Source organism: Pontibacter anaerobius, assembly GCF_026241195.1.
GTDB classification, from domain to species: domain Bacteria; phylum Bacteroidota; class Bacteroidia; order Cytophagales; family Hymenobacteraceae; genus Pontibacter; species Pontibacter anaerobius.
Map to the genome: position 1 here is coordinate 19343 of NZ_JAPFQO010000011.1, position 23253 is coordinate 42595.

The window sequence follows — 23253 nt, forward strand, 5'->3', positions numbered from 1 at the left end:
TTTTTGCTATGAACAAACATCCATTAGTGTATGAGCTGCAAAAGCTGAAAGATTCCTCTAAAGAAGCCGTAGCGCATAGTGATCTCTCTACCGATGATGCCTTTAAGCGGTATTTACACATTGAGCGGTATGTTGAAACAGTATTAAGGGATATTGTACAGAAGGCGTCTCAGGTTCCGCACCCAGTGTTGCTTTTGATATGCGGTAATGTGGGGGACGGCAAATCCCACTTGCTCTCCTGCTTAAACAATGATGTGGAGCTAAGAACGTGTTATCAGTCTTTTAGTGTTCACAATGATGCCACTGAAAGCTTTAGTCCTGACGAGAATTGCATTCAGACCCTAACCCATATCTTGGAGCCTTTCGCAGATGATAACATTGACAAAGGGCACTGCTGTAAACAAATCCTAGCTATCAACTTAGGCACGCTGAGTAATTTTCTGGAGGAGCGTAAGGACCGTTTTTCAAAGTTAAAGCACTTTGTAGAAAACCAAGGGATCCTGGAACTAGCTCAGATAAAGGAAGATACCTACCGCGAGGGTAGCATCTTTCAATACATTAACTTCACTAACTACCATTTTTTTGAATTAACAGAGGAGGGCATCAAGCCAACGATCTTCCAAAAATTGCTGGACCGTTTAGCGCTTCAGGAAGACTCCAATCCGGTATTCGCGGCTTACCAAAGATTACTTGCTTATGAGTGGAGCGACAGGTGCCCGGTGAGGTACAACTATGAGTTTTTATTTGATCCGAATCATCGTGCGGTGCTGGCGGATTTACTTGTTAAAGCGATCATCAAAGAAAAGCAGATTATTTCCTTTCGGCATCTGCTGAACTTTGTGCACGACATGCTTGTCCCGCACCAGTTCTCTTATGAGGATTTAGAGCAATACGGAAATAAGATTAAAAGCTTTAAATTTAAGACGAGGGTGCGATATTATACGCCTTATTACCTTTTCGAGCACCCCACGCTGTCCAAGCTATTTGCAACTCTCACAAAGCTCGATCCCTGCGCAGACAGGGATGAACGATTAGATGAGCTTGCCATACAGCTCTTCACCAGTACCAGTCCCATTGAAGTCTTTAAACAGCATGTGCAGCATATTACTTTCTATTTGCGCAAGATAGTAGAGGCGTTGAACAGTGACCAAGACGCGTTGTTTAAGCTTTTTATTCGTTTGGCTTTTTTCCAGTCCCGTGGAGAGCTGTTTACAGATCCCTATTTCCAAGCCTTCACCAAGGCGCTCTATGCCTTCAACAGAAAAGATGCCCTAGGTTTGCGAAGTACCAATGAAATTGTAAAGGCAGCGGTTGAGAAATGGAACGGTAGCACCCATGGCAAAAACAATGTGATGCTTCCAAGTGCATCCAAAAGGTACAAATACAGGGTATTCAAAAACATTAGCCTGCAGTCTGTTTTGCCTACTCCAGATCAAAAAGCGAATATAGCCGTACTGCACCAGTTTTTCCCTCAGCTTCGATTTGAGTTTAGATCTCCAGTAGGACAGGACACACAACAAATAGATGTTGACTATGCACTCTATGTGCTTTTGTGTAAGATTAACCAAGGGTACAGGCCCAATAAATTAGATAGGAATAACTACATAATCTTCGTTCGATTTGTAGACCTGTTGATCAATACCGGCAACAGTGGCAGTACTGAATCAATGCTGTATGTGGACGAAATAAATCTGGGTGGGCCTCTAGATTATAGCTTTTCCCAAAATGAGTATGGAGAGTATGTCTTTGAAAAACTTTAACTGAGCGATGGAAACTTACATTAATGTGGAGGAGGATTTAAAAGGATATTTTGTCCTGGACCAAGACGGTACTATCAAGGAGTTCAAGCATAGGCCACCCACGAAGATTTTATTGTTTCCATATAATACGAAGATGGAGCCAAACTTAGGCAAGGTTCTGAAGCAGGACCTGAAGAACTTCGACGGGTATGTGGGCAAATGCTATAGGATGGTCTTGCAAAAAGACTTTTCAAATGAATTGAAAAGCGCCAAAAATTATGGTGAGCATCTAAAGCAGACTGTTCTAGAGAACATAGTCGCACAGACAAAGACAGAACCGTTGCTTGAAGATAAATTGCGGGCAATCGTTGACTCCCTTTACTTTGATGAATTAAACTTAGTAAAGTACGGTCCTCAGGCGCAGCGTTATCTCAATTGGGCTACTCCTAATAATACTCTTGATAAAACAGCAGCATTCATAAAGGATGTGTTCATTGACGAGGAGTTAGAGAAGCTGTTTGCAGCGCACGACATTCACGAGGAGCATATGCTCAACCAATTGGTTAATAGTTCTTTGCCAGCTTTAAAAGACTATGATTACACGTTGTCGAGCTACCATGTGTTGGATCAGGATGTAGTACGTCTTTTCAAAAGGGATATGCTATACCTTGCATCCAATAAGAAGTCTTTCCTGAATGATGTTGAGAAGCTTTTTAAGTTTTATTACTTTTTCTATGTATCCAGGGCGGTCTTCAGACTTAATGATTTCTTCTCACCAAAGGATCACCCGTTGTATTTTACGCTGGAGGAAGAGACTTTCTCAGAATCCAGAAGAGCTTATGATGCCGGTTGGAGGCAACTTGAATCCAGAATAGGCAATTTGTTTTCCCATGCAATCGGCTTGGATCTGCTTAACCATTTAAATCTTCCAGGCAGTAACAAGACCTATGATTACATGGCGCTGAAACAACACTACGAAGGTCTTGACGACAGCGCCAAGGAAATCCTGATCCTTGCCGTTAAAGGTATCTCTGAAGTTTACCAACGCTATGTTCCCGATGTTGAAGGTGATTGGCAGGACTTCGATGATCAATTCGTTAGCTCCTTGAATAAAAGGAAAATCACCGATGCTTTTGAAGTAGCAGTCTACAAGCTTTGGTTTATGATTGAGTACCAATTTGAGCATTCAGGAAGAAGGAAACCAAAGGGGAACTATGCGAACTGGTTTGTTTTCTTTTGCCGTGAAAATTTCCTTAAGAACAGGGGAAGAAACGGATTCTCGCTCAGCCTTAATCACAGCATGCTTTTGTTTCTTACCAAGCTGTGCATAGGCAATCACCATAAAATCCGCTTAAAAGACCTCTGGCTTGAATACAAAGCTAGAGGAATCTCCTTTGATGATGCTAGCCAGCAGGCCATTATTTCGCTGTTTGAAAAGATAAATTTATTAGAGAAGAAAAGTGATAGTGGAGACGCACAGTATGTTAAAGCAATTCTATAATTACCTGGCAGATAGTTTATTTCATTTCTTTGAGGCATCAGCCTTGCTGAAAGCTGGTGACCGCTATTCCCTTCACCTGGAAAAAGAGGAAAATGTATGCGCCTTTTATGAAAGCCTGATCAGTTACAGGCCAGAAGCCACATCAGATTTTCACTACAGGCATACGGTGGAAGCGAAAGAGTTTGTATCCCATAAGGTAAATATCAATGGTATTGATCTTATACTGGCTACCAGTGAACAAGCTACGGAGCATTACTTGACGACCTTGCGTAATCAGGTGGCCGGGCAATTAGGGGCTTTTCAGGAAACAGCTATTGTTATACTGTACAGTGGTAAACTGGACAGTTTACTGGGGGGGAGCGGGGACTTGTCTAAAGCGGGGATGCCGCTTAACTTCTCTGATTTCTCTGACAATCTGATGAAGCGCATAGCTGACTCCTCTTTCAGCGCAGTAAAGAAAGTTATTCTGCAAGAAGCCGTCTCTAGGAAGCTAAAAGAGCTTCATACGGATAGCGCCACTATTTTTGATCTGGCAAATGTGGTTGGGTTGTACCAAAAAGGCACTATCGAACAAGGGGACTATGCTGCGCTGGGGCTCTTTCCGCATGAGGAGTTAGAGTCATTTACTGATACCGACACGGTTCGTAAAGCGCTGGAAGAAAACCAAAAGTGGTTTTCCAACATTGAGTATGTTGTAAGGCATGGAGAAATCAGCAGGGACCTTGACAGGAAGTTAACGCCAAAGGGCATCAAAAGCCTAGAGGAAAGGCTTGTGGATGATCGTTGGAAGGAATTCGACTTTTCATCAATAAGCAAATGGGCTAAAGTAAAAGACAAAACCAAACCTGCGCTTTACCTGGATACAAACCCAGTGGCACATTCGGAGGGGGTGTTTGTCTGGGACAGGCCCCAGGCGGAAACTATAGCCAAAAGGAGGGAACGCAACATTCTTGTGTTCAATCCACTTGCTGAATATCCTATTACGGTCACGCTCGGGTTTGACGATACCTTAAAGGGCAAGTTGAAAACGGAAGGTACTGCTCGAGCGAAGGGAGAAGTTAGCGTGGAAGGTAAGAACATAAAAGTGAAGCTAGTTGCACCGGCAGTTAACAGTGACTTTCTGTACTTTGAGTTCCACGATGAAAAAGCCAAGACGAATAAATATAAGTTCAAAGTTTGGTCTTTACCTTTCTCACCCGCATTGTTTGAAGGGGTTGAGGCCTGCTACACGATTGGTAAGCAGGGGCATCTCATCCTAAGTACAGATGGAGAATTGACCCTAAACCGTTCCAGCAAGCTGAAGGAGTATGCGACCGTATTAGCTACCGGTGATCAGTTTGAGTTAAAAGAAGACCAGAAATTGACGCTGCGTGTGGACCCGGAGGCAGAGGAGGAGATCATACCTTTCACGACAAGTTTCCAAGGAATTCAGATGCAGATGTGTGTCAAGCAAGCTGTTGAGTTACCAAAGAGTATCAAGGGGTGGGAGGTATGGCAGGATAAACGTATTTATTCGGAGAGCTATAGACATGTCTATAACAGCGACTTAAGCACATTAAAGCTTTACTTCCGAAACCAGGAATTCACAGTCCGGGATGAATTCAGAAAGACGCTTCTGCTTGAAATAAAGCTTTTTGAAAGTGATGGACTTTGCTGGCATGAATACGAGAATGGGGAGTTAGAGGGGAGAGACCTACGCCTTTCACAAGCTATGAAGCAGGCTTTTACCGACTTTGTGCAATTCTATAGAGACCGGGATCAGTTACCAAGCCTGACCTATATGGGCGAGGCACTGAATGATAAAGCACAACGCTATGTAGAGGTTTTCCTGGACGAAGTAAACATGATCAAGGAAGATAGTGTGCTGGACGAAAATGAGGAGGCTGACTTGTTTTTGCTTGGTACTGTTATAGAAAGTTTTGGGCGTCGTGTTGTCAAAATTTCGCCTGTACATCCACTAGTGGTTGCTTACCAGCTAGAACTAAACAGTCAGGTGGGCGGATTAAAACTGTATGAGGCAGTACTCAAAAAACTAACGCCTCTTAACCTGTTGCCGCTGATCCATTGGGAAAATCCACGGAAGCTAAACGATCCTGTCCTGTACGCCAGCAAAGAGAACAGCCACTCTCCCGAATGGATTTACTTTAGCAATGATCTGCACTTCAAACAGTTCGCTGGCAGGGAATTTATAAGGAGCTTGGTAATGACAAAGTTGAAGGACTTCTCAAGTAATTTTAATTACCTCTTTTTCTACGACAGGAGAACTCCCTTGAAAATAAATGTTGTCAATATGGGAGACTGCCTGCAGGTGTTGCAGGGAATATTTGACTACTACAAGAAGCTTGTATATGATGGAGCCAGTCCGCATGAGCTGCGACCAATAGATTTATTTATTTACGGTTCAGACAGGTATGTAACTGCTTTTGAGAAAATGGCGCACCTGTCTGAGAAGGAAGATATTGAGGAGGCTTTTGACATTAGTGTTAATTCAGCCAACCATGACCTAGATGATTTAATCAATGCCCTCCGAGACAAGATTCACTTTTACACACGTGACCTCAAAAAAGAGTGTGAGTATGCACATCTCACCTTTTACCAGTTCGATAGTGCAGATGTAACGAAGGCTTATTCCATGATGGACAATGTGCCCTCTGGTTTGTCACTGGATGGACTGATTTCGGATGTACCGTCATATTACGATAACCAAGCGTACATTACAGGTTTTGGGACAAAGTACCATGGCAGGGATAACTTGCTTTTAGAGACAACGAAGGCCTACAATGCCTTGGCTAGGGTTTCCTTCACAAAAAACCCCTTTGAGAAAAACAAAAGCCTAAGCACAAACATTGACACGAACATTAAGCACAAGCTTGACGAGCTGTACATGCATTCTCAATGGGTTACTTTTGTAGACCCACATTTTGACCTTTCATTTTTCAAAGACAAGAATGACCTGATAATTATTCACTACAGTGACCAATACAGCAATGCGAGCGGCTTTGATGCTATAACAGTCACCCGCAAAACCGAGCAATACCAATTTATGCTCCAAGAGGTCTTAAGGCAGAAAAACGTCTCCTATGCGGATTACAATATTCGTCGGTTGATTGACCTCTACAATGCCATCAACGGGGAGTGGCTTTTAAGACTGATTGGCAGTAAAGATGAGAACCTGCGGAGAGAGAAATTAAGTATACTTTCGGCTGTTAAGAGCTTCTTAGCCTACTATGATCATCCCGATATCATTTGGGTACCCGTTTCACTTGAAGAGATTTTAAGGATTTCGGGCGGAGCAGGATTAAAGCAGAAAGAAGGATTGTTTTCTGGGAAGAACCTTGGGGCAACTGAATACCATTGTGATGATCTGTTGATGATTGGCTTGTTTGAAGTGAATGGAACCCTGCATGTCCAGTTCTATCCAGTAGAGGTAAAGATCGGTAAAAACAACCCGGATGTACTCAAGAAGGCTAGATTACAAGCGTTAAAAACAAAGCAGCTTATCTATGAACATTTAACAGATGAGGAAAATCCTTTCCTAGCGAAATTGTACAGGAGCTTTTTTGCCAAAATTGCAGTGATGAATGCCAGTAAAATGCAGCTTTACGGGGTATGGCCTAACAAAAGGTGGGATAAGATCACCGAATTATATCGGAGCCGCTTGCTGAATGACGATTTTGTAGTCTCTAATTTACTCTCCGGGGAGATACGGGAGTATGCCGTTTTTGCCTTCACACAGGATGCGCTTTCAAGAGAGTATACTTTGGACGAAGACAACCGGGGTATATCCGTTACTTTCTTGGAAGAAGATGGCTATAACTATCTTGTCAAAAGTATTGACGAATTGAAAGTGTGGTTGTTCCATACAAAGAACAGCATTGAAACCCAAAGATTACTGGCCTCTTTAACGCCTTTAGATTCTGATCCTGTTGTTGGTTACGTGGAGGAAGTGAATGGAGCAGATACGGACATCGAAGGATATGCTGAGGAAAGCTCATTAATTGAGGAGGAAGAACAGGATATAGGTTTGCTTGGTGAAATGGAAAGGCCCATGCGCATTGTTTTCGGAGAAGAAATCAATGACAGAGAACAGGTCTACTGGTATCCTACGACCACAAGTAAGGTCATGCACACTAACACGGGGATTATCGGGACAATGGGTACGGGTAAGACACAGTTTACCAAGTCGTTGATCACGCAACTGCACTTGGAAGGGAAGCACAACGTTGGAGGAACCTCCGTTGGGATTCTTATTTTTGACTACAAGGGCGACTACATCAAGCATGATTTTGTACAGGCGACGAATGCGAAGGTTTATAACCTGTACCACTTGCCGTATAATCCCCTAGCAATAGATATAAGCTCAAATGCCATGCCGCTCTTGCCCTTGCATATTGCCGCCACGTTACAGGAAACCATTGCGACAGCTTTCAATCTCGGTATTAGGCAAAAAGCTACTTTAAGGGACGTGATCCTGCAGGCCTATGAAGAAAAAGGAATACACAAAGTAAATCAAGCTACATGGGCGAACACAGCGCCAACCATTGCCGATATCTGTGAAATCTATCTTTCGGATGAGACAAACTCAAAAGATAGTCTTCATGCAGCTTTGACACAGCTGTTTGAGTATGAGATTTTTCAACCCGACGGCACCAAGACCAGTTCGCTGTACGATTTACTTGATGGCGTTACTGTCATTAACCTATCAGGGTACAGTGAGGCCATCCAAAATCTCGTAGTGGCCATTACCTTAGATGCCTTTTACTCCCAGATGCAAAAGCATGGGCATAGCCGTATAGCAGGCGACTATAGGCAGCTGACTAAGATGATTTTAGTGGATGAGGCGGATAATTTCCTTAGCAAGAATTTCATTTCCTTGCGGAAGTTATTAAAAGAAGGCAGGGAGTTTGGCGTGGGTACTATTCTGTCTACGCAGTTTGTCGATCATTTCTCAACAAGTGATAATGACTATTCTCAGTATATACTTACCTGGATTGTTCACAGGGTGAATGAGGTGAAAGGAAGAGAAGTAGAAGCTTTATTCTCGGTATCAGATAAGGATCAGAAGGAGAATCTAATTCAACGCATCAAAAAGCTTGAAAAGCACCATAGCCTGGTAAACCTGGCAGGTTCGCCCCCTATTATCATGGAGGATAGGGCCTTCTGGAAATTATTGGCAGAAATAGTGACATAAGTCTGAGAAGAGGCTCTGCCATTTGTGAAAGAGCGGTAGGTGAGCACATGTAAATATGCTGTCAGCTACCGCTCTTTTGCTTAAATTAGTGGCTGATTATTGGTTCAGATAGAGATGGAAAGTATCACCGAAGATATTATATACTTGGATTATGCAGCCACAACACCCACAGACCCTAGGGTTGTGGAGGCAATGCTTCCTTTTTTCACTCAAAAGTTTGGTAACGCGGCAAGCCGTACCCATGCCTATGGATGGGAAGCGGAGGAAGCGGTAAAAGTGGCCCGTACGCAAGTAGCTGATTTGATTGGGGCAAAGCCAGAAGAAATCATCTTTACCTCTGGCGCCACAGAGGCTATCAATTTAGCCTTGAAGGGTGTTTATGAAAATTACCAGGCTAAGGGTAACCATATCATCACAGTTGCCACTGAGCATAAAGCGGTGCTGGATACCTGTTATTATTTAGAGTCGCAGGGGGCAGATGTCACCTACTTACCCGTCGACCAAAATGGTTTGATAAGCTTGGAAGATTTACAAAAAGCTTTTACAGAAAGGACAATTCTGGTTTCTGTAATGTATGCAAATAATGAAACCGGAGTAATTCAGCCAATTGCTGAGATAGCTGATATGGCCCGAAAACATAATGCGCTGTTCATGACAGATGCTACCCAGGCTGTTGGTAAGATACCCGTAGATGTTTTGAAGGATGAGATAGATATTTTAGCCTGTTCAGCGCATAAGCTTTACGGACCCAATGGGGTAGGGGCACTTTTTGTGAAAAGTCGATTTCCTAGAATAAAGCTGATCCCCCATATGCATGGGGGAGGTCATGAAAGAGGTTTTCGTTCAGGAACGCTCAATACTCCTGCAATCGTAGGTTTTGGCAAAGCCTGTGAGTTAGCTAAACTTGAACTGAAGAACGAGTCCGAGAGACTTTTAGCTTTACGGATGGAGATCGAGGAGGGGCTAAAAACTATAGAAAAGTGTCGTATACATGCACAGCAAGCTAACCGACTCCCTACTATCACTAATGTCTATTTTGAGGGTATTGATGCGGAAGCTTTGATTATTCAGCTAAGGGATAAACTAGCTGTAGCAAGTGGCTCTGCTTGTACCTCTGCTGAAGTGACGCCATCTCATGTACTGATGGAAATGTATAGTGATGAGGATATAGCTTATAGCTCTGTTAGGCTAAGTTTTGGGCATAACACTACACACGAGAATATAAAATCAATTGTGACCTCATTTGAAGAAGCTCTGTCAAATATTACCTATAACTTTTAAGGCTAAATGGAGGGACCCACTAATCAAACAGATATATACCTTTTTAGAGCGGTAATTATAATATTATGATTTTCTAATATTTGTGAATTGTTTAATCAAATTCAAGTTTTAACATGATTAATAATTCACAAAGTCCTAGTGCCCATCTGATGAGGGTTGAACCTGTACATGCATCAGTTGGTAGTTTCTTTGGGCATAAACCAATGTACAGAGTTCCGAAATACCAAAGGGGATACGCATGGGATGATACGGAAATAGATGATTTTTTACAGGACTTAGAATTGTGTTTTAAAAAAAGGAAGGCTGGTAATCCCATCAACCATTTTTTTGGTGGTATAGTTAGTGTTATAAATAGTGTTCCTGGCGTTGTTAATCAAAGTGAGTTCGAGTTAGTAGATGGCCAACAGCGTATGGCTACTTTTGTTCTACTTATGGCCTCCGTTATTAATGTATATAAAGAACTCCTTCTAGAAGCTATAAGTATCAATGATGAAAAGAATAAAAAGATAATTAATAATAGAATAGCAGAATTATCTTTAAGATATATAGAGTTTGAGCAAGAGACAAATAGAGATATTAATACTGTTGAGGTATTTATATTATCAAAAGCTGATCAACAATTTTTTAGAGATATTATTAGGCTTGCAAACCCAACCCAGTCCCGAGACTCTCACAGAAAAATAGAGTCTGCTTATAATAAAATAACAGATAGGATTAGGGTTTTGACAGGTACTAATGATTTGGTTTCAAAAATAGATAATCTAGAGGTTTTTAATGATATTATTGATGGAGACTTTTCTCTAATTCATATCAAGACTTTCAATAAAAAAGAAGCTTATACCTTATTTAGAGTACTTAATGACAGAGGAAAGAGCCTGACAGATGGTGATTTATTAAGAGCTAGGATTTTAGAGCTGTTGGAGCCACATTCTAGTCAACAAGCTTCTGTTGAATCTTTATGGGATGAAATACTCTCTGACTCTCCAAGAGTAACAGAAGAATACTTAAGGTGGATTTATGCTTCATATGCTGGTGTTAGAGCTGGAGCTAATACTCTTTTTGATGATTTTCTTTCTCAATTTTATCCCCAAAATAGTAATGCAGCGATAAGTACTATTAATGCAAATGAAATATTAACAACAACAAGAAATGTTCATAAAGATATTCTGAATTGCAGAAAAATTACAAACGGTATATGGCCTTATCAACTTACTAGTCCTATTACTTTATGGGATGCTAACAGACTCACCTTATTGATAAAGGACCTAAGATTGACACTTGCCATGCCACTTTTATTAGCGGCCTGTAATTTAGATCAAAGACAATTTTCTACTATTGTTCAGATGTTTGAACGGTTTATGTTCCGATTTAAAGTTATTGGTAATCAGCATGTCACACCAGTGGTTAACATCATACATAATCAGTCGACTCAAATAAGAACAAATCTTGCAACGTATAGCACAAATACTTTAGAATCAGCTTTAAATGCTCTACAGATGGACAAAGTTCCTGATACTTTGTTTAGGAGCTTGCTTGAAAATCTAAATTACAAGGAAGGTGGAAGTAATCAACCTATTAAGTATTTCTTAATTACAGTAGAGCATTATCTGCGATGGTATGAAGCTGGAGCTGCCGGAAATCCTGTATGTATGGATAAGACAAGGATTTATGATTTTTCTAGCACTACTATAGAACACGTTTATCCAAGAAATGCACCTCTCACAAATCGTGATGCAATGTTAGAGCCTTTGAAAAATTCATTAGGTAATCTTACAATCATGGGGCCAAGTGATAATGTGCTAGGCTCCAACGATAATTTCATTATCAAAAAGCCAATCTTTGAAGACTCTTCTGTAAAGATGAATCAAATAATTGGTCGGAATATTCATTGGTCTGAAACAGAGGTAGTTACTAGGGCTAATCAGTTAAAAGATGTGGCTTGTGCGGTTTTCAATATTTAATTAAAATTTAAAAATCTATATAGAAACAGCCTGAACGTCTAATTCAGGCTGTTTCTATATAGATTTTTAAACTGTGGCTATATTAAAGTAAGCTTAACTGCTCTTCCACACCATTTTCAATTGCTTTCATCAGAAAGTCAATTCCGTCACTATTACTATAATGGATGATTTCCTGAAGACCATGGTCAAGGTGTAACTTTATGTACTTGGGTACATCCTTATCTGTTTTATGAAGCTGGTAGTGCTGACAAACCATTGCCATATAGACTTCAAGGTGGTTACCAAAAAGAATCTTAGCAGGATATGTTTTCCCTTTGGCGTCTTGTAAATCCTTTAATTCAAGCTTTACATCTTGTGCTAGAGAGTAAGATATTGCAAGTCGGGCGATGATATTTTCTGCTCCTAAAGCAAACTTATTCGTTAATTCAGTTACTACCGCTCTATTTGCCTCCGAGGTTGTTATGGAGTTAAACATGAACTTCCTCCTTCCTGTCTAGCTCTGCAGCTGTTGTGAACAATTCATTATTGCTTACTTGCATGAACGTTGAGGCGTCTTCATCTAAATTTTTTATCAGGTAACAGCCTTTCACATTAGTCCTAAACAGCTCAAACTCCTCCTGTGTCATCTCCTTGTTTAAAAGAGGCAACACAACAACTTGTTTTGATACCTTAGGATAAAAATCAGTAATGATGTTCTTCGCATGTGCTGCATCAAGCTTTTGCATTGGGCTATCGATGAAGATCGGGAATTCAATGTGCGATTCCTCCACCAGTGCCTGCAGTATGGCTGTCGCATACAATTGCTTTTCACCCATAGAAAGGTCTTCCTTATGTATGAGTTCGTTTCTTTCATTGTACAGGTTGATATCAATTAAATCACCTTCTACATCTACAGAAACCCGTTGCACAAAATCTTTCTTGTGCATTAAGTTGTTAAGGCCCTTGCGTATCCTTGCCTCTAGGGTGGCTTTCTTCTCCTTCTGTATTCTAAGAATAAAATCTTCCAGCTTGTTAATTAGCCTTTCCGCAGTTATATCTTTATCCTTTAGGTCTTCTTTGACAGATAATCTTTTTCTTAACTCCTGAAGTACCTTTCTCCTGTTATTTAATTCATTAGAGAAAGAACCTATCTCACGTTGTAAGCTTAAAATTTTCTCTTTGATTACAGCGATTTCCTTGTCTACCGTAGCCTTCTCTTGCCGGTGCTTTTGTATTAAAATGTCACCTTCTTTAGACTCAGCTCTTATAAGTTGCTTGTTAATCTCATTTAGTTCGTAGCGGGTCCGTTTAATATCACGGCTAAGGAGTTTGAACTGTTCTTTATAAGTAGTTCTAAGATTATCAGCAATGGCGCGAAAGCCTCTGAAAAGGGTGTCATCAAAATCGTGTAGAATTTGCACCTTTGGACTTGATGAAGAATTCGGTTGATCATCTGTTAGATGCTCATCGAGCAGGCGGTTCACCTGGCTTTCAATTTCTGCTTTGGTTAAATGACCAGGCAATGCTGCAAGCGTAGCTTTGATGTTACGCACAGCCTCTTTTAACTCAGTTAGGGAGAGACCTTTTTGGTTGTTATACTGTTGTTCCTGGTTTAGCTGCTTTTCTGTTTCAAAGAACAATCTCCCAGCTATAGCAAAAGGAGCAAAGTCCAGCATGCTGGTGAAGCGCTCCTTATAATCTTTGGCTAACTCAGCGAGCCTGCTTTTCTCCTTTTTCAGGGAGCCTAATTTTTCTAAAGAAATATTGCTCCCTTCACGTATTAATTTCTCCTGTAGCTCTGCAGACCGCTTCGTTTTTTCTTCAAGATCTTCGTTATATTCAAGGGTGAGTTGTTCTCTTTGGATTATTTCATGCTCCAGCTTTGCTACCCAAAGCTCATCTGCCTTTAGCTTTTCCAGCTCTTCGGGACTAGCAGACTCCCTGCGATATTTAAGTCTTAAGTCAGCAAGGTTATTTTTTAAGTCTACATACTTTTTTATACCTAAAACCTCTGAATAAGCTTTACCGAGCTGCCTTTTCTGCTCCAGCGTTTGTACTTCCGCAATGGTGGTGATTTTTTCAGCATCAAAGAAAAAGAACTTAGCTATTTCTTTAGGCAATAGGAAGTCCTGGATGAAAATGTCGTTTCCTACATCCTCAACTAACTCATTGCGAAAGCCGTCAATTTTTATTTCAAGCTGGTCTTGCTTGGCGCCTAGTGAATAGGAGCGTTTTATTTCAACTTCCTGTGCTGTTATGCCAGGAATCTGCAGCCTGGAAACAGTAAGTGTTACAGCGTATTCGGTAATATTCTTGTTTCTTGCAGCTCTATTCAAACAGGCATCGAGGTAACCGGAATATCCTCCTGCTTCCTGTATTTTCTTCTTGAAGATATCATCTACATCCTGCATGTGCCGCCCATATAGACACCAAACAAGAGAAGTCAGAAACGTGGTCTTGCCATATCCATTGTAGCCGGCTAGTATATAGATGTTGCGCTGTGCGTCTTCTTCGAAGGAAATCTTGTTCTCTCCCTTGTAGATTCTAAAGTTGCTAAGAACTATATCTTTTATGAACATATTAATAGTCTTCTAGCTTCGTAAATGTTGGCCTTACGTGTTCCTGAAGTATGTTTTCCAGATCGTTTTGCAAACCGTGCTTTCTCAATAGAAGCACCTTATTCTTTTGGGCATTCAGTAGCTGGTTGATTAGGTTAAAGTCTTCAGGCTTATCTTGGCATACGTCCTTTAACAGTTTTTTCTCTTGCGAAACACTCGTGCCTTTTTGTTCAAAATCAATAACTTTCCCATAAACCTCGTTGTATAGATCCGAAACACTGTACTCATAGATATGGTCTCGATTCCATACGACTTGAATGGCTGCTAATTCCTGCAGCGTTATTAGTTGATTTTGAGGGTCTTCTTCCTGGGCAATTTTCTGAGCCTCTAAAATCATTTTCAATATATGATACCTCCATTTCGGCCAGTAGGGACCAAGGCCTTCGGCTTTGTTTCGCCTAATGGGCATACGGTACTTATCTGGGTCATAATCGGGAGCATCCCTGTCAATTGTCCCATAGAGAAAGTCACGGATTTCAACCAGAGGCTGCATCCAATCTTCACCATTATCGATCAAGGCCTCCATAGATCTGTCTCTTTTTACAACCGTACAAACCCAGCAACCAAAGCGGCTATTGCCACATGAGGGGGTTTTAACGTCCATTATCAGCGGACAGTCTCCACCGCTTCCATTTCTGTACAATGTAATGAGATCTCGATTCTTTCTGCCAGTCCATGGGCTGTTTGTACTCTGTAAATAGGTCCATACTTCATCTGTTGTCATGTCCTTGATAGGAGCATAGGCCATTGCGTTAGGCAATGGGTGCTTTCGCAGTCTTTGGCCTTTTATTTCGTGACGTTTGATGGAAGCAGCTCGATTGGAACTCTCATCTGATCTGGTTCCGAGTAGAATGATAACTTCTCCATGCTCAGAAATTTTTTCCTTGATATAATGTGTAGTAGGGGATATCTTGAGACGCTCCGTACACCACCTGAACATATTGTTTGGTGCCGGGTAGCCTCTACCCACAAGATTTACCCAAAAGCTATCGTCGAGCCGAGGGGTTGTGTGATCTACTATAATTGGCAGCCCTTGCTCAACGGCCTTTTCTCTTAATACTTCTAACTGCTTGTTTACAAAGGTTAAAACTTGGGGGTTTTCAACTAATGTATTATTACAAATAATATATACTGTCCTTGTTTTTCTCTCTACTTCTGTAAGTTCCAGCATTGCTTCCCATACAAGCATAAGTAGTGTTGTAGAATCTTTCCCCCCACTAAATGCTACAATCCACGGTCTGCCTTCATCTTCCTCAAGGTATTGCTCCTTAATTTCAGCTACGAGTTCTCTTTTATTAAATGCCATATTCTCTAAATCTACATACGAAAGTAATAAATTTGAATCAGCTTTCCTTTGACAATATTGATAAACAATAATAAAGAAATATTACTTAGCCTACCTGTTACTAGAGGCATGGAAAAAGCCAAATAAGGGATAAGGTGAGTTTAGTGCTTTGAGTGGTTCTAGCTAGTCAATAGTACATCTATTTAGGAAAAACCAGAAATAATTAAAGGTGCGGCAGGGCTAGTGTAGAGCTTTGCCGCACCTTTTTTAATTATATTAAATAGTTATTGCATGTATAGATTTTAGGTTATAGTAAAATTCTCTTCTTACAGAGAGAAAATTGGATGACTAAACTTGCAAATGCCTGAGATAATATAGAACTTACTTAATATTATCTTACCCTTGTAAAAATGATTCAATTTAAAGAAAACCTGCCTATAGGCTCTGTAATCGAAGCCAGAGTGACAAAAAAGCTAGAAGACATAAAGTTATTAATCCTCACTTTTCAAGGTGCTATCAATGGGCGTCTTCATATAAGCCAAATTTCCAATAACAGAGAAAAGTCTACTCAGCTATTCAATATGATCAAGCCAGGTGATTACCTGGATGTATGCATTATTGATTATGATGAAGAGAAGAAGTGTGTTCACTACAGCTTAAAGGTTTTCGAGAACCAAAGAAAGAACATTGACAACTATAAAGAGGCAAAGGCGGAGATACATCAAATTTATCAGAGAGAAATTAGCCTTGATAAAGCAGTTATAGCCCGAACACGTGGTACATTAGATTATTTACGCGGAGACTTAAATCAAAGTGCAGAAACTGCAGCATTTGAGTTGATCCAAAATGCAGATGATTATCCAAATCCTGAATTTAATAACCAAGTACATCTGATCTTTGAAGTTAAGGATGACTTCTTACTCGTAAAGCACAATGGACTACCATTCACTAAGAGTAATGTACACGCTATTACTAACCTTCTGACGGGTGATGCTGATAAGCGGGAAAGTATGGAGAAAACCGGCTACAAAGGAATTGGCTTTAAGTCTGTTTTCAAGTATTCTAATTGGGTTTACGTACGCTCAGGGAATTACTCTTTTTCATTTGACAAAAACAAAATTGGTGAAAAGCTACAATGGGAAATAATACCAAATTGGGTAGATGACCAGCAAGCATTCGAGTTAGTAAAAGATGTTGAGTTTTTTAATAAACCTGTCGGTTTCGCTATAAGAGCCAATAACAAAGAAGCAGTAGAAAAAATAAAGGGGTTTTTAGTAAACGTCTTTAATGATAGCAAAACAATGCTATTCTTAAAGCACATCAATCAACTTAAGTATAGGGAGGGAGATAATTTACAGATTGTTAAAAGAAAGCAGATTAGTGAAAGCCCTAAAATCATAGTATTAGATAATAGCACTTCACATACGAGCTGGATGATGTTCGAGAAGGAATATACAATCTCGGATGAAAAGGTTATAAATGATTTAGCTGATCCTAACAACTCTAGCATACCACCTAAATTTAGGCACTTCCGACAGCCTAAAATAAAATTTGCCTTACCAATAGATAACAAAGGTAATATCGCTTCGCATGGGAGTAGTTATGATATTTTTGCCTACTTACCTTGCCGAGATGAAAACTTTGGCTTCCCGTTTCTTCTTAATTCTGATTTTATACCAGATTTATCCCGAAACAGGATCAATAAAAACTTAGAGCTAAACAAAGATATTCTTAAGAGGGCTGGTAGCTACTGGGCAGAAATAGTTGCTGACTTAGCTAAAGATGTGACTAAATTAAGCAAATTACACCTGCTCTTTCCAAAGCTTGATACTGAAAATGAATTGCAGGCGATTTTTGTAGAGGAATTTATTTCTAATATTCAAACACTACCACTAATACCAGATAAAAATCTAGTGTTGCGAAAACTGGATGAGCTGGTATTTGAAATCATCGGTATTAGTGGAATAGTAGACGAAGTAACACTAGCCAGCTTGATCCCTGATGACAAGTTTCTGGTGCACACAAGTATAAATACTCATAGACTCCTGCCCAAATTAAAACAATACGAGATTGAAACTGAAATTGTAGATGAAGAAAGACTGAAGGAGGCATTAGGATCAAATACACTAGATACATTCCTTAAGATACCAATCAATAATTATAAATTCTTAAAATTTATAGTTGATAAGGGGCTGCTTGAGAAGTACAAGGAGCACAAAATCGTTTTGAATAATGAGGGTAATCTAGTAAAAGTAACTCAGGTATACTATACTCTAGGAGAGTCTAAATGGTACTTAGAATTTCTGAACCTACAGTACTTATCAGAAGCAGTTAAGGCTATTATCGATAACTCTATTGCTATTGATAAACAAAAGCTTGAAAATGTATTTGAACAGTTCAATCCGTCAGATTTTATAAAAAATCATAAAGAATGGATCGATGAAAATGCGAAAATCAAACTTAAAGATCCAACCAATAACAAATCTTGGTTCAGGTTCATTTTCTCTTATAGGGGGCAATTAACGGATAATATAAAAGCTGAGCTTCGGGCATATCCAGTTCTTGATCACCAAGAAAGGATGATTAATAGCTTAGCTGAAGATATATACTTTTATGATGAGCAGCTTGAATACATTCTTAATACAGTTCTGCCAGGTAATGCTGCTAGAATCATATCTAACTCATACTGTCTATCTACATCAGAAAATGAGGACTGGGAAGCTTTTTGGAGGAACAGCTTTGGTATTAAGAAATACACTTTTGTAGATTTTCTTAAGGCGAGTGTGCTGGATGATATTGCAGCTCTCAATAAGCAAATCATTAGTAATCAAAATACCGCCTTGCATTTCTGGTGGGCTATCTATGCCAAGAGTTCTGAACTACTGGAGCAGAAAGAAATCCTTAATGCATTGGGAGGCATTTATGTAAAAACCAAAGAAGGTAAATTAACTCGCGTCAATGAGCTTTACCTGACAGAGGAGTATGATTCATCAAGTAATCTCGAAGAGGTTGTAGACCTGCTTAAAATTGGTGGTATAGAATTCATATCTTCCGAATACCTATCAGAGAAAACAACAGCAAGTAAGTGGAAGAGTCTGCTTTCTCAGATAGGTGCTAAATCTGAGTTGAAAGAACTAATCATCACAGATGTACTGCCAAGGATTAATTCTTTTTCAGATGAAGATCTTAACATTATCATTCCATTCTTATTTAACAACATTGATGTAATTGAGGAGCAAAGGAAATGGAATGAACTCCTAAAATTAAGACTAAAAACAATAAGCGGTGATTACCGAAGTGCTAATGAGGTAATAATTTCATCTCACTACACTGGCAATCATAATTGGGATTCGCTCTTGCCTTCCATCTTTATCCCCAATTTAATTTCTTCTGAGTACTCTGATACGAATCTCTTACAGTGGAAGAACTTTTTTGTAAAACTTGGAACAAAGCAAATAGAAGATGATAAAGAAGTTATAGCGTTAAAAATCAAACACTTTAATGAAACACAAGATTCTTTTAATTCTCAAGAAAATGCAAAAGTAAAGCACCTTAAGCTGTTTTCTGAGTTAGTAGAATTGTATAAGCTTGAGAAATTGGAAAAAGTGCATTTGCAGGAGTTGATAGGTATTAATCTTCTTAGTAAAACTAACGTATTCAAATCTCCGTTTTCACTCCATTTTTCATCTGCTTATAATCCTCAAGTTGATCTTGAAAACCTAGTAAGTAAGCCAGAAACTTTAAATGTTCTGGCTGAAGATTATATTAGTTTCAATCTAAAAGATGTTTTTCCTCTACTGAAGAAAATAGGAGTCTCAGAAGGATTCGAACCTAAAGTTTATCCTACTTTATCTAGAGCTACCTTAAAGTCCCACTCCATTTATAGTGATTATTTAAATCAGATAGAGAAGGAACAACCCTACATTCCTCAGAATGCAATTGAGTATGGTAAACAACATTACATCTCAGAGTTTTACACTTTTAGAAATCTTCAGTTTATCGATGACTTAAATGTTTCTAAAGCTTTTTGGCAATATGTATTAGAAGGGAAAGTGAAAATTCCTTTTGGAAAAACATCAACATATAAAACAGCATTCAACCAATTTACTGTAAAGAATTTCGCACAGTTTTTTATATCAAGAAATGCTGTTGTGCCAACTCTTGCTGGAGGGCTACAACTCGCAAAAAATCTTACATCATACAACTTTAAAGATCTGGTATCAAACGAGCAATTGTGTTTATTTGATTTTAGAGCATTGGAAATTGATGATAATTTCAATTTGGAGCAGTGGCTTGGGATTAAACAGAAAGTGGATGTCGAAGACCTTTTGAATTACATTAAGTCAAATAAACCCAGTAAGGAAAAGTTTAAGGGGTTGATAAATTCATTGCTTAATGACTACAAGTTAGATGATCAAGCTTCTACTTTGAAGATCAAAAATTACTGCAAGGAGGGCTTTTTACTAAATACTGAAGGAGCTTGGAAACCAGTCAAGCAACTTTTTGTATTGGATGACTCAATCAAAGCTAGTATCAAAAGAAATGAATGGATCATTGATTCACTATTTAAAGAAAAGGAATTAAGAGATAAATACTTTACAACATTTGGAGTACGCAGCTTAACTCTTAATGAATTCAAGCCCGATGTATTAAATCAGCGAGTTGATAATTCTTTTGATCAGATAGTTCTTCAGCGGCTAGCTTTTCTAGCTTTTGCTATAAATAATGAAGAGTGGAAGTCACTTGATAATAAGTATACAGAGGCATTTAAGATTTGGAAATTTTATAAATGTGACAAAATCACACTTCAGTTTAGTGAGGGGGTAGTTGATATTTTTAAAGACGATGAACGTGTATTACTCCAAAAAGAGTCACATACAGTTTCTTTTGTAGGTAATTGGCGTGACCAGAGAAACTATAAACTCATTGAGTACTTGCTTGAAAGTTTAAATATTCCGAAGAGCAAGCTTCAGGTAGTTCAGAATATTCTGCTTGATGATATTGAGCAGGTGATAGAACATTTTGAATCAGGCCAGTTCGGATTACCAGAGGAAATTAAGCGGAGATTTATAAGTGAGCATTTTGAAAATTCAAGTGCACCTATCCTTTCAGAAAGCACAAAATATACCCAAACTGAAGGTTCACCTAACAGCTCAATGGCGCAAGAGGTTAGAGAAGAAACATCTACGAATACAGTTTATGTAGACGACGAATACAAAGCTCTCTTTGAATCAATTATAAAGGGAAGAGTTGATTTAGATGTGCTTCAACAGCAGGGAGCTAATCGGGAAGCTGTAATAAAAGGAGTAGTTTACTTAGAATCAAAAGGCTATTCGTTTGAGCATACGGATATTCTTACTGGTGGGGGAACAATTGATAATGTTGAGTATGAAGGCAAGAAGTATACTCTTATTATCAGATCGGGCAAAAAAGGAATGCTCTATTTAAACCAGGAAAGTTGGTTTAAACTAAAACTTGATAATTATAAACTTATAGTTTTGGTTGGCAACGGTGTTGCTTCTAGCGATTTCTTATTATTCAACACTCAGGAGGAACTGCTTCAATCAAAATATAATGAGTTCACTCTTATAAGAAAGCCAAATACACAAGTTCCAGAAGTAGTTGATAATATGCTACGAGACCTTAAAAATAAGGATAAATCACACCTGCTCTTTGTAACAAGTGCATCAATGTATAATGCTATGATGGATAAAGTCTTCTCCAGTGGAGACAATTTCCCTGGTAATCCTAACAATGCAATAGGTGACAATTCTATTTTAGACTTCGATTAAATGGCAGTTATTCCAAGACCAATACACGCTGAGTTTCTTAAGAGAGAAATTGAAGAGCTAAAGGATGAAATCAGGCAATATTTCCTGTCTGGTATAAATGATCTTTATAAAGCTGATAAGCTTCACGTAGGTCTTTTTCAAGGGGTAAGTGAGAAAAATGGTAGTATTATCATTAAATTTAAAAAGGGTAAGGCTCCCAGAATTAAACAACCTTACTTTGCTTTTACCTTACCCACAGAAATTTCTAACCCCAAAACGTGGAATAATAGGGCATATGTTGAAGTCAGAGAAAAGGCACAAATAGGGTCTGACGTTCTTCCAATTTACTTCTTCAAAAATGACTCGCCAGATTATACCCTTGTTGGTCTTGCCGATGCTGATATATCGTTTGTAAACACATTAGCTAAGGATACAATCATAATTCTAGGTGCAAAGGAGCCACCTCTTCAATATTTGTACAATCTACAGCAAATTGTTGAAGAGACTAATTTACCAGCTAGAGTGTCCTCAGTGCTTGATATGGACTTTACAAAGCATAGCTGGAGTCCACGGGTAATGAGGGAGCAAGATAATATTCTTGGCTTCATTCTAGATCACTTATCAGTTGAGGATGAGCTAATTCTTCAAGGACCACCTGGAACTGGGAAAACCTATTTGATGGCTCAGTTCTGTGCTAGTTTACTTTCAACTGGTTCATCGGTGTTGGTAACTTCCTTGACAAATAGGGCTTTAGTTGAATTAGCTGAAAAACCAGCACTTGAGGCATTGAGGACTGAGAGTAAGATTGCCAAAACAAACTTATCAAGTGATGAAAAGAGAAAATTGAAAGGTGTTATGTCAGCTGAAGAGATAATGCCTGTTAAAGGTCATCTTACTTTAGCTACTTACTATAAGATGAGTGGCAAGGCTGTTGATGTAGATAATGAATCCATTTTTGATTATGTGATAGTTGAAGAGGCTAGTCAGTCTTTCTTAGCCACTATAGCGGCCGCAAAACTCTTAGGAAGAAAAGTATTGTTAGTTGGCGATCCTCAACAGCTCCCACCTATTGTTAAGCAGAAAGGTCTGGATAAACTTCACCCGAATATTGTTTCTGTAGTCAAAGGGTTAGAAGCCTATGCTTATAATTCAACTGCAAAAGCTATTAGAAAAGTGGAGTCATACAGACTTCCACAACGAGCTGTAGATTATACTGGCACTTTCTATGAAGGAACCTTAGAATCAGTATCAAGCAGCTCGTTACCTATTAGTTTAAAAAGCTCATACCAGCAACTTTTCAATCCAGATGGAGGGCCATCTGTTCACTTTATGAATATTGCTCCAGGCGGAAATACTCCCTATGAAGCTATTAATTTGATACAGCAGATTATATTGGAGTTGCATGAAAATGAGCCTCAGCTAGAGATTGCAGTATTGAGTCCTTTTGTGACTACAGCAAAAAAACTACAGGAAAGCATTTACAATAAAATTGAGGATTCTAGTAAGATAACTATAGAAACGATAGACCGAATACAAGGGCTGACTTCAGATGTAACGCTTTATCTTATACCCTACAATAACTTTGACTTCTGTTTTAATTTAAATCGTTTTAACGTAGCTACGTCTAGGGCTAGGCTATGTACACTTATTGTTACTGACTTGAATTTCAAGAGAATGAATCCTGCTTCGGGATTAGTGGGGGAGTATTGGAATAGATTGGTTACTGGTTAATTTATTTAAAGATTAGTATTCTGAAAATAGTTAGTATAGATTAGTTTGTCACTTTAATACTTTCACTTATACCTAAAAGTGAAACTAAATTTACTGAGGGTTGATAGTCAGTTACTTATAACTAATGCTTCATAAAATGCTTTTCTATAGCTACACTTTTATCATCTTCAGATTAAAAGTGAAACCTTCTCCATGC

At 39.1% G+C, this 23253-nt stretch carries 10 protein-coding genes; 7 read left to right on the forward strand and 3 right to left on the reverse strand.

Annotation, left to right across the window (positions count from 1 at the left end):
* Window positions 1–8 precede the first annotated feature (8 nt).
* The 5 genes from dptF (at window position 9) to OO017_RS15965 (ending at window position 11673) form a co-directional block, all read left to right on the forward strand.
* Window positions 9–1760, forward strand: a complete 1752-nt coding sequence (dptF, locus tag OO017_RS15945) for a DNA phosphorothioation-dependent restriction protein DptF (RefSeq protein ID WP_266053666.1) — start codon at window positions 9–11, stop codon at window positions 1758–1760.
* Window positions 1761–1767: 7 nt separating this feature from the next.
* A complete protein-coding gene (gene dptG / locus OO017_RS15950) occupies window positions 1768–3240 on the forward strand; it encodes a DNA phosphorothioation-dependent restriction protein DptG (RefSeq protein ID WP_266053667.1) in 1473 nt (490 codons plus the stop codon).
* Complete coding sequence (gene dptH, locus OO017_RS15955) at window positions 3221–8431, forward strand: DNA phosphorothioation-dependent restriction protein DptH (protein ID WP_266053668.1); 5211 nt, start codon at window positions 3221–3223, stop codon at window positions 8429–8431. The genes dptG and dptH overlap by 20 nt, the downstream gene beginning before the upstream one ends.
* A 114-nt stretch (window positions 8432–8545) precedes the next feature.
* Window positions 8546–9712 (forward strand): cysteine desulfurase family protein, encoded by a 1167-nt coding sequence (locus tag OO017_RS15960; RefSeq protein ID WP_266053669.1) that lies wholly within the window; start codon window positions 8546–8548, stop codon window positions 9710–9712.
* 113 nt (window positions 9713–9825) lie between these two features.
* Window positions 9826–11673: a DUF262 domain-containing protein gene (locus OO017_RS15965; protein WP_266053671.1), complete on the forward strand. Its 1848-nt coding sequence runs from the start codon at window positions 9826–9828 to the stop codon at window positions 11671–11673.
* Between the two features lie 82 nt (window positions 11674–11755).
* Here the strand turns inward: OO017_RS15965 and OO017_RS15970 are convergent, their stop codons facing one another.
* From OO017_RS15970 to dndC, 3 genes are read right to left on the reverse strand one after another with little or no spacing between them, the layout of a single operon-like run.
* Window positions 11756–12148: a DndE family protein gene (locus tag OO017_RS15970; protein ID WP_266053673.1), complete on the reverse strand. Its 393-nt coding sequence runs from the start codon at window positions 12146–12148 to the stop codon at window positions 11756–11758.
* On the reverse strand, window positions 12141–14231 hold the full coding sequence (locus OO017_RS15975; RefSeq protein ID WP_266053674.1) for an AAA family ATPase: 2091 nt from the start codon (window positions 14229–14231) through the stop codon (window positions 12141–12143). The genes OO017_RS15970 and OO017_RS15975 overlap by 8 nt, the downstream gene beginning before the upstream one ends.
* Before the next feature lies 1 nt (window position 14232).
* Window positions 14233–15576: a DNA phosphorothioation system sulfurtransferase DndC gene (dndC, locus tag OO017_RS15980; protein ID WP_266053676.1), complete on the reverse strand. Its 1344-nt coding sequence runs from the start codon at window positions 15574–15576 to the stop codon at window positions 14233–14235.
* Between the two features lie 389 nt (window positions 15577–15965).
* Between dndC and OO017_RS15985 the strand changes: the two genes are divergently transcribed.
* Both OO017_RS15985 and OO017_RS15990 read left to right on the forward strand, forming a co-directional pair.
* On the forward strand, window positions 15966–21347 hold the full coding sequence (locus OO017_RS15985; protein ID WP_266053677.1) for a sacsin N-terminal ATP-binding-like domain-containing protein: 5382 nt from the start codon (window positions 15966–15968) through the stop codon (window positions 21345–21347).
* Complete coding sequence (locus OO017_RS15990) at window positions 21348–23057, forward strand: AAA domain-containing protein (RefSeq protein ID WP_266053678.1); 1710 nt, start codon at window positions 21348–21350, stop codon at window positions 23055–23057.
* Window positions 23058–23253 lie beyond the last annotated feature (196 nt).

Excerpts from the sequence above, each read along its gene's own strand:
- OO017_RS15960 (WP_266053669.1), top strand. The coding sequence starts at position 8,546 with ATGGAAAGTATCACCGAAGATATTATATACTTGGATTATGCAGCCACA.
- dptG (WP_266053667.1), top strand. The coding sequence starts at position 1,768 with ATGGAAACTTACATTAATGTGGAGGAGGATTTAAAAGGATATTTTGTC.
- OO017_RS15985 (WP_266053677.1), top strand. The coding sequence starts at position 15,966 with ATGATTCAATTTAAAGAAAACCTGCCTATAGGCTCTGTAATCGAAGCC.
- dptF (WP_266053666.1), top strand. The coding sequence starts at position 9 with ATGAACAAACATCCATTAGTGTATGAGCTGCAAAAGCTGAAAGATTCC.
- OO017_RS15970 (WP_266053673.1), bottom strand. The coding sequence starts at position 12,148 with ATGTTTAACTCCATAACAACCTCGGAGGCAAATAGAGCGGTAGTAACT.
- dndC (WP_266053676.1), bottom strand. The coding sequence starts at position 15,576 with ATGGCATTTAATAAAAGAGAACTCGTAGCTGAAATTAAGGAGCAATAC.
- OO017_RS15975 (WP_266053674.1), bottom strand. The coding sequence starts at position 14,231 with ATGTTCATAAAAGATATAGTTCTTAGCAACTTTAGAATCTACAAGGGA.
- dptH (WP_266053668.1), top strand. The coding sequence starts at position 3,221 with ATGTTAAAGCAATTCTATAATTACCTGGCAGATAGTTTATTTCATTTC.
- OO017_RS15965 (WP_266053671.1), top strand. The coding sequence starts at position 9,826 with ATGATTAATAATTCACAAAGTCCTAGTGCCCATCTGATGAGGGTTGAA.
- OO017_RS15990 (WP_266053678.1), top strand. The coding sequence starts at position 21,348 with ATGGCAGTTATTCCAAGACCAATACACGCTGAGTTTCTTAAGAGAGAA.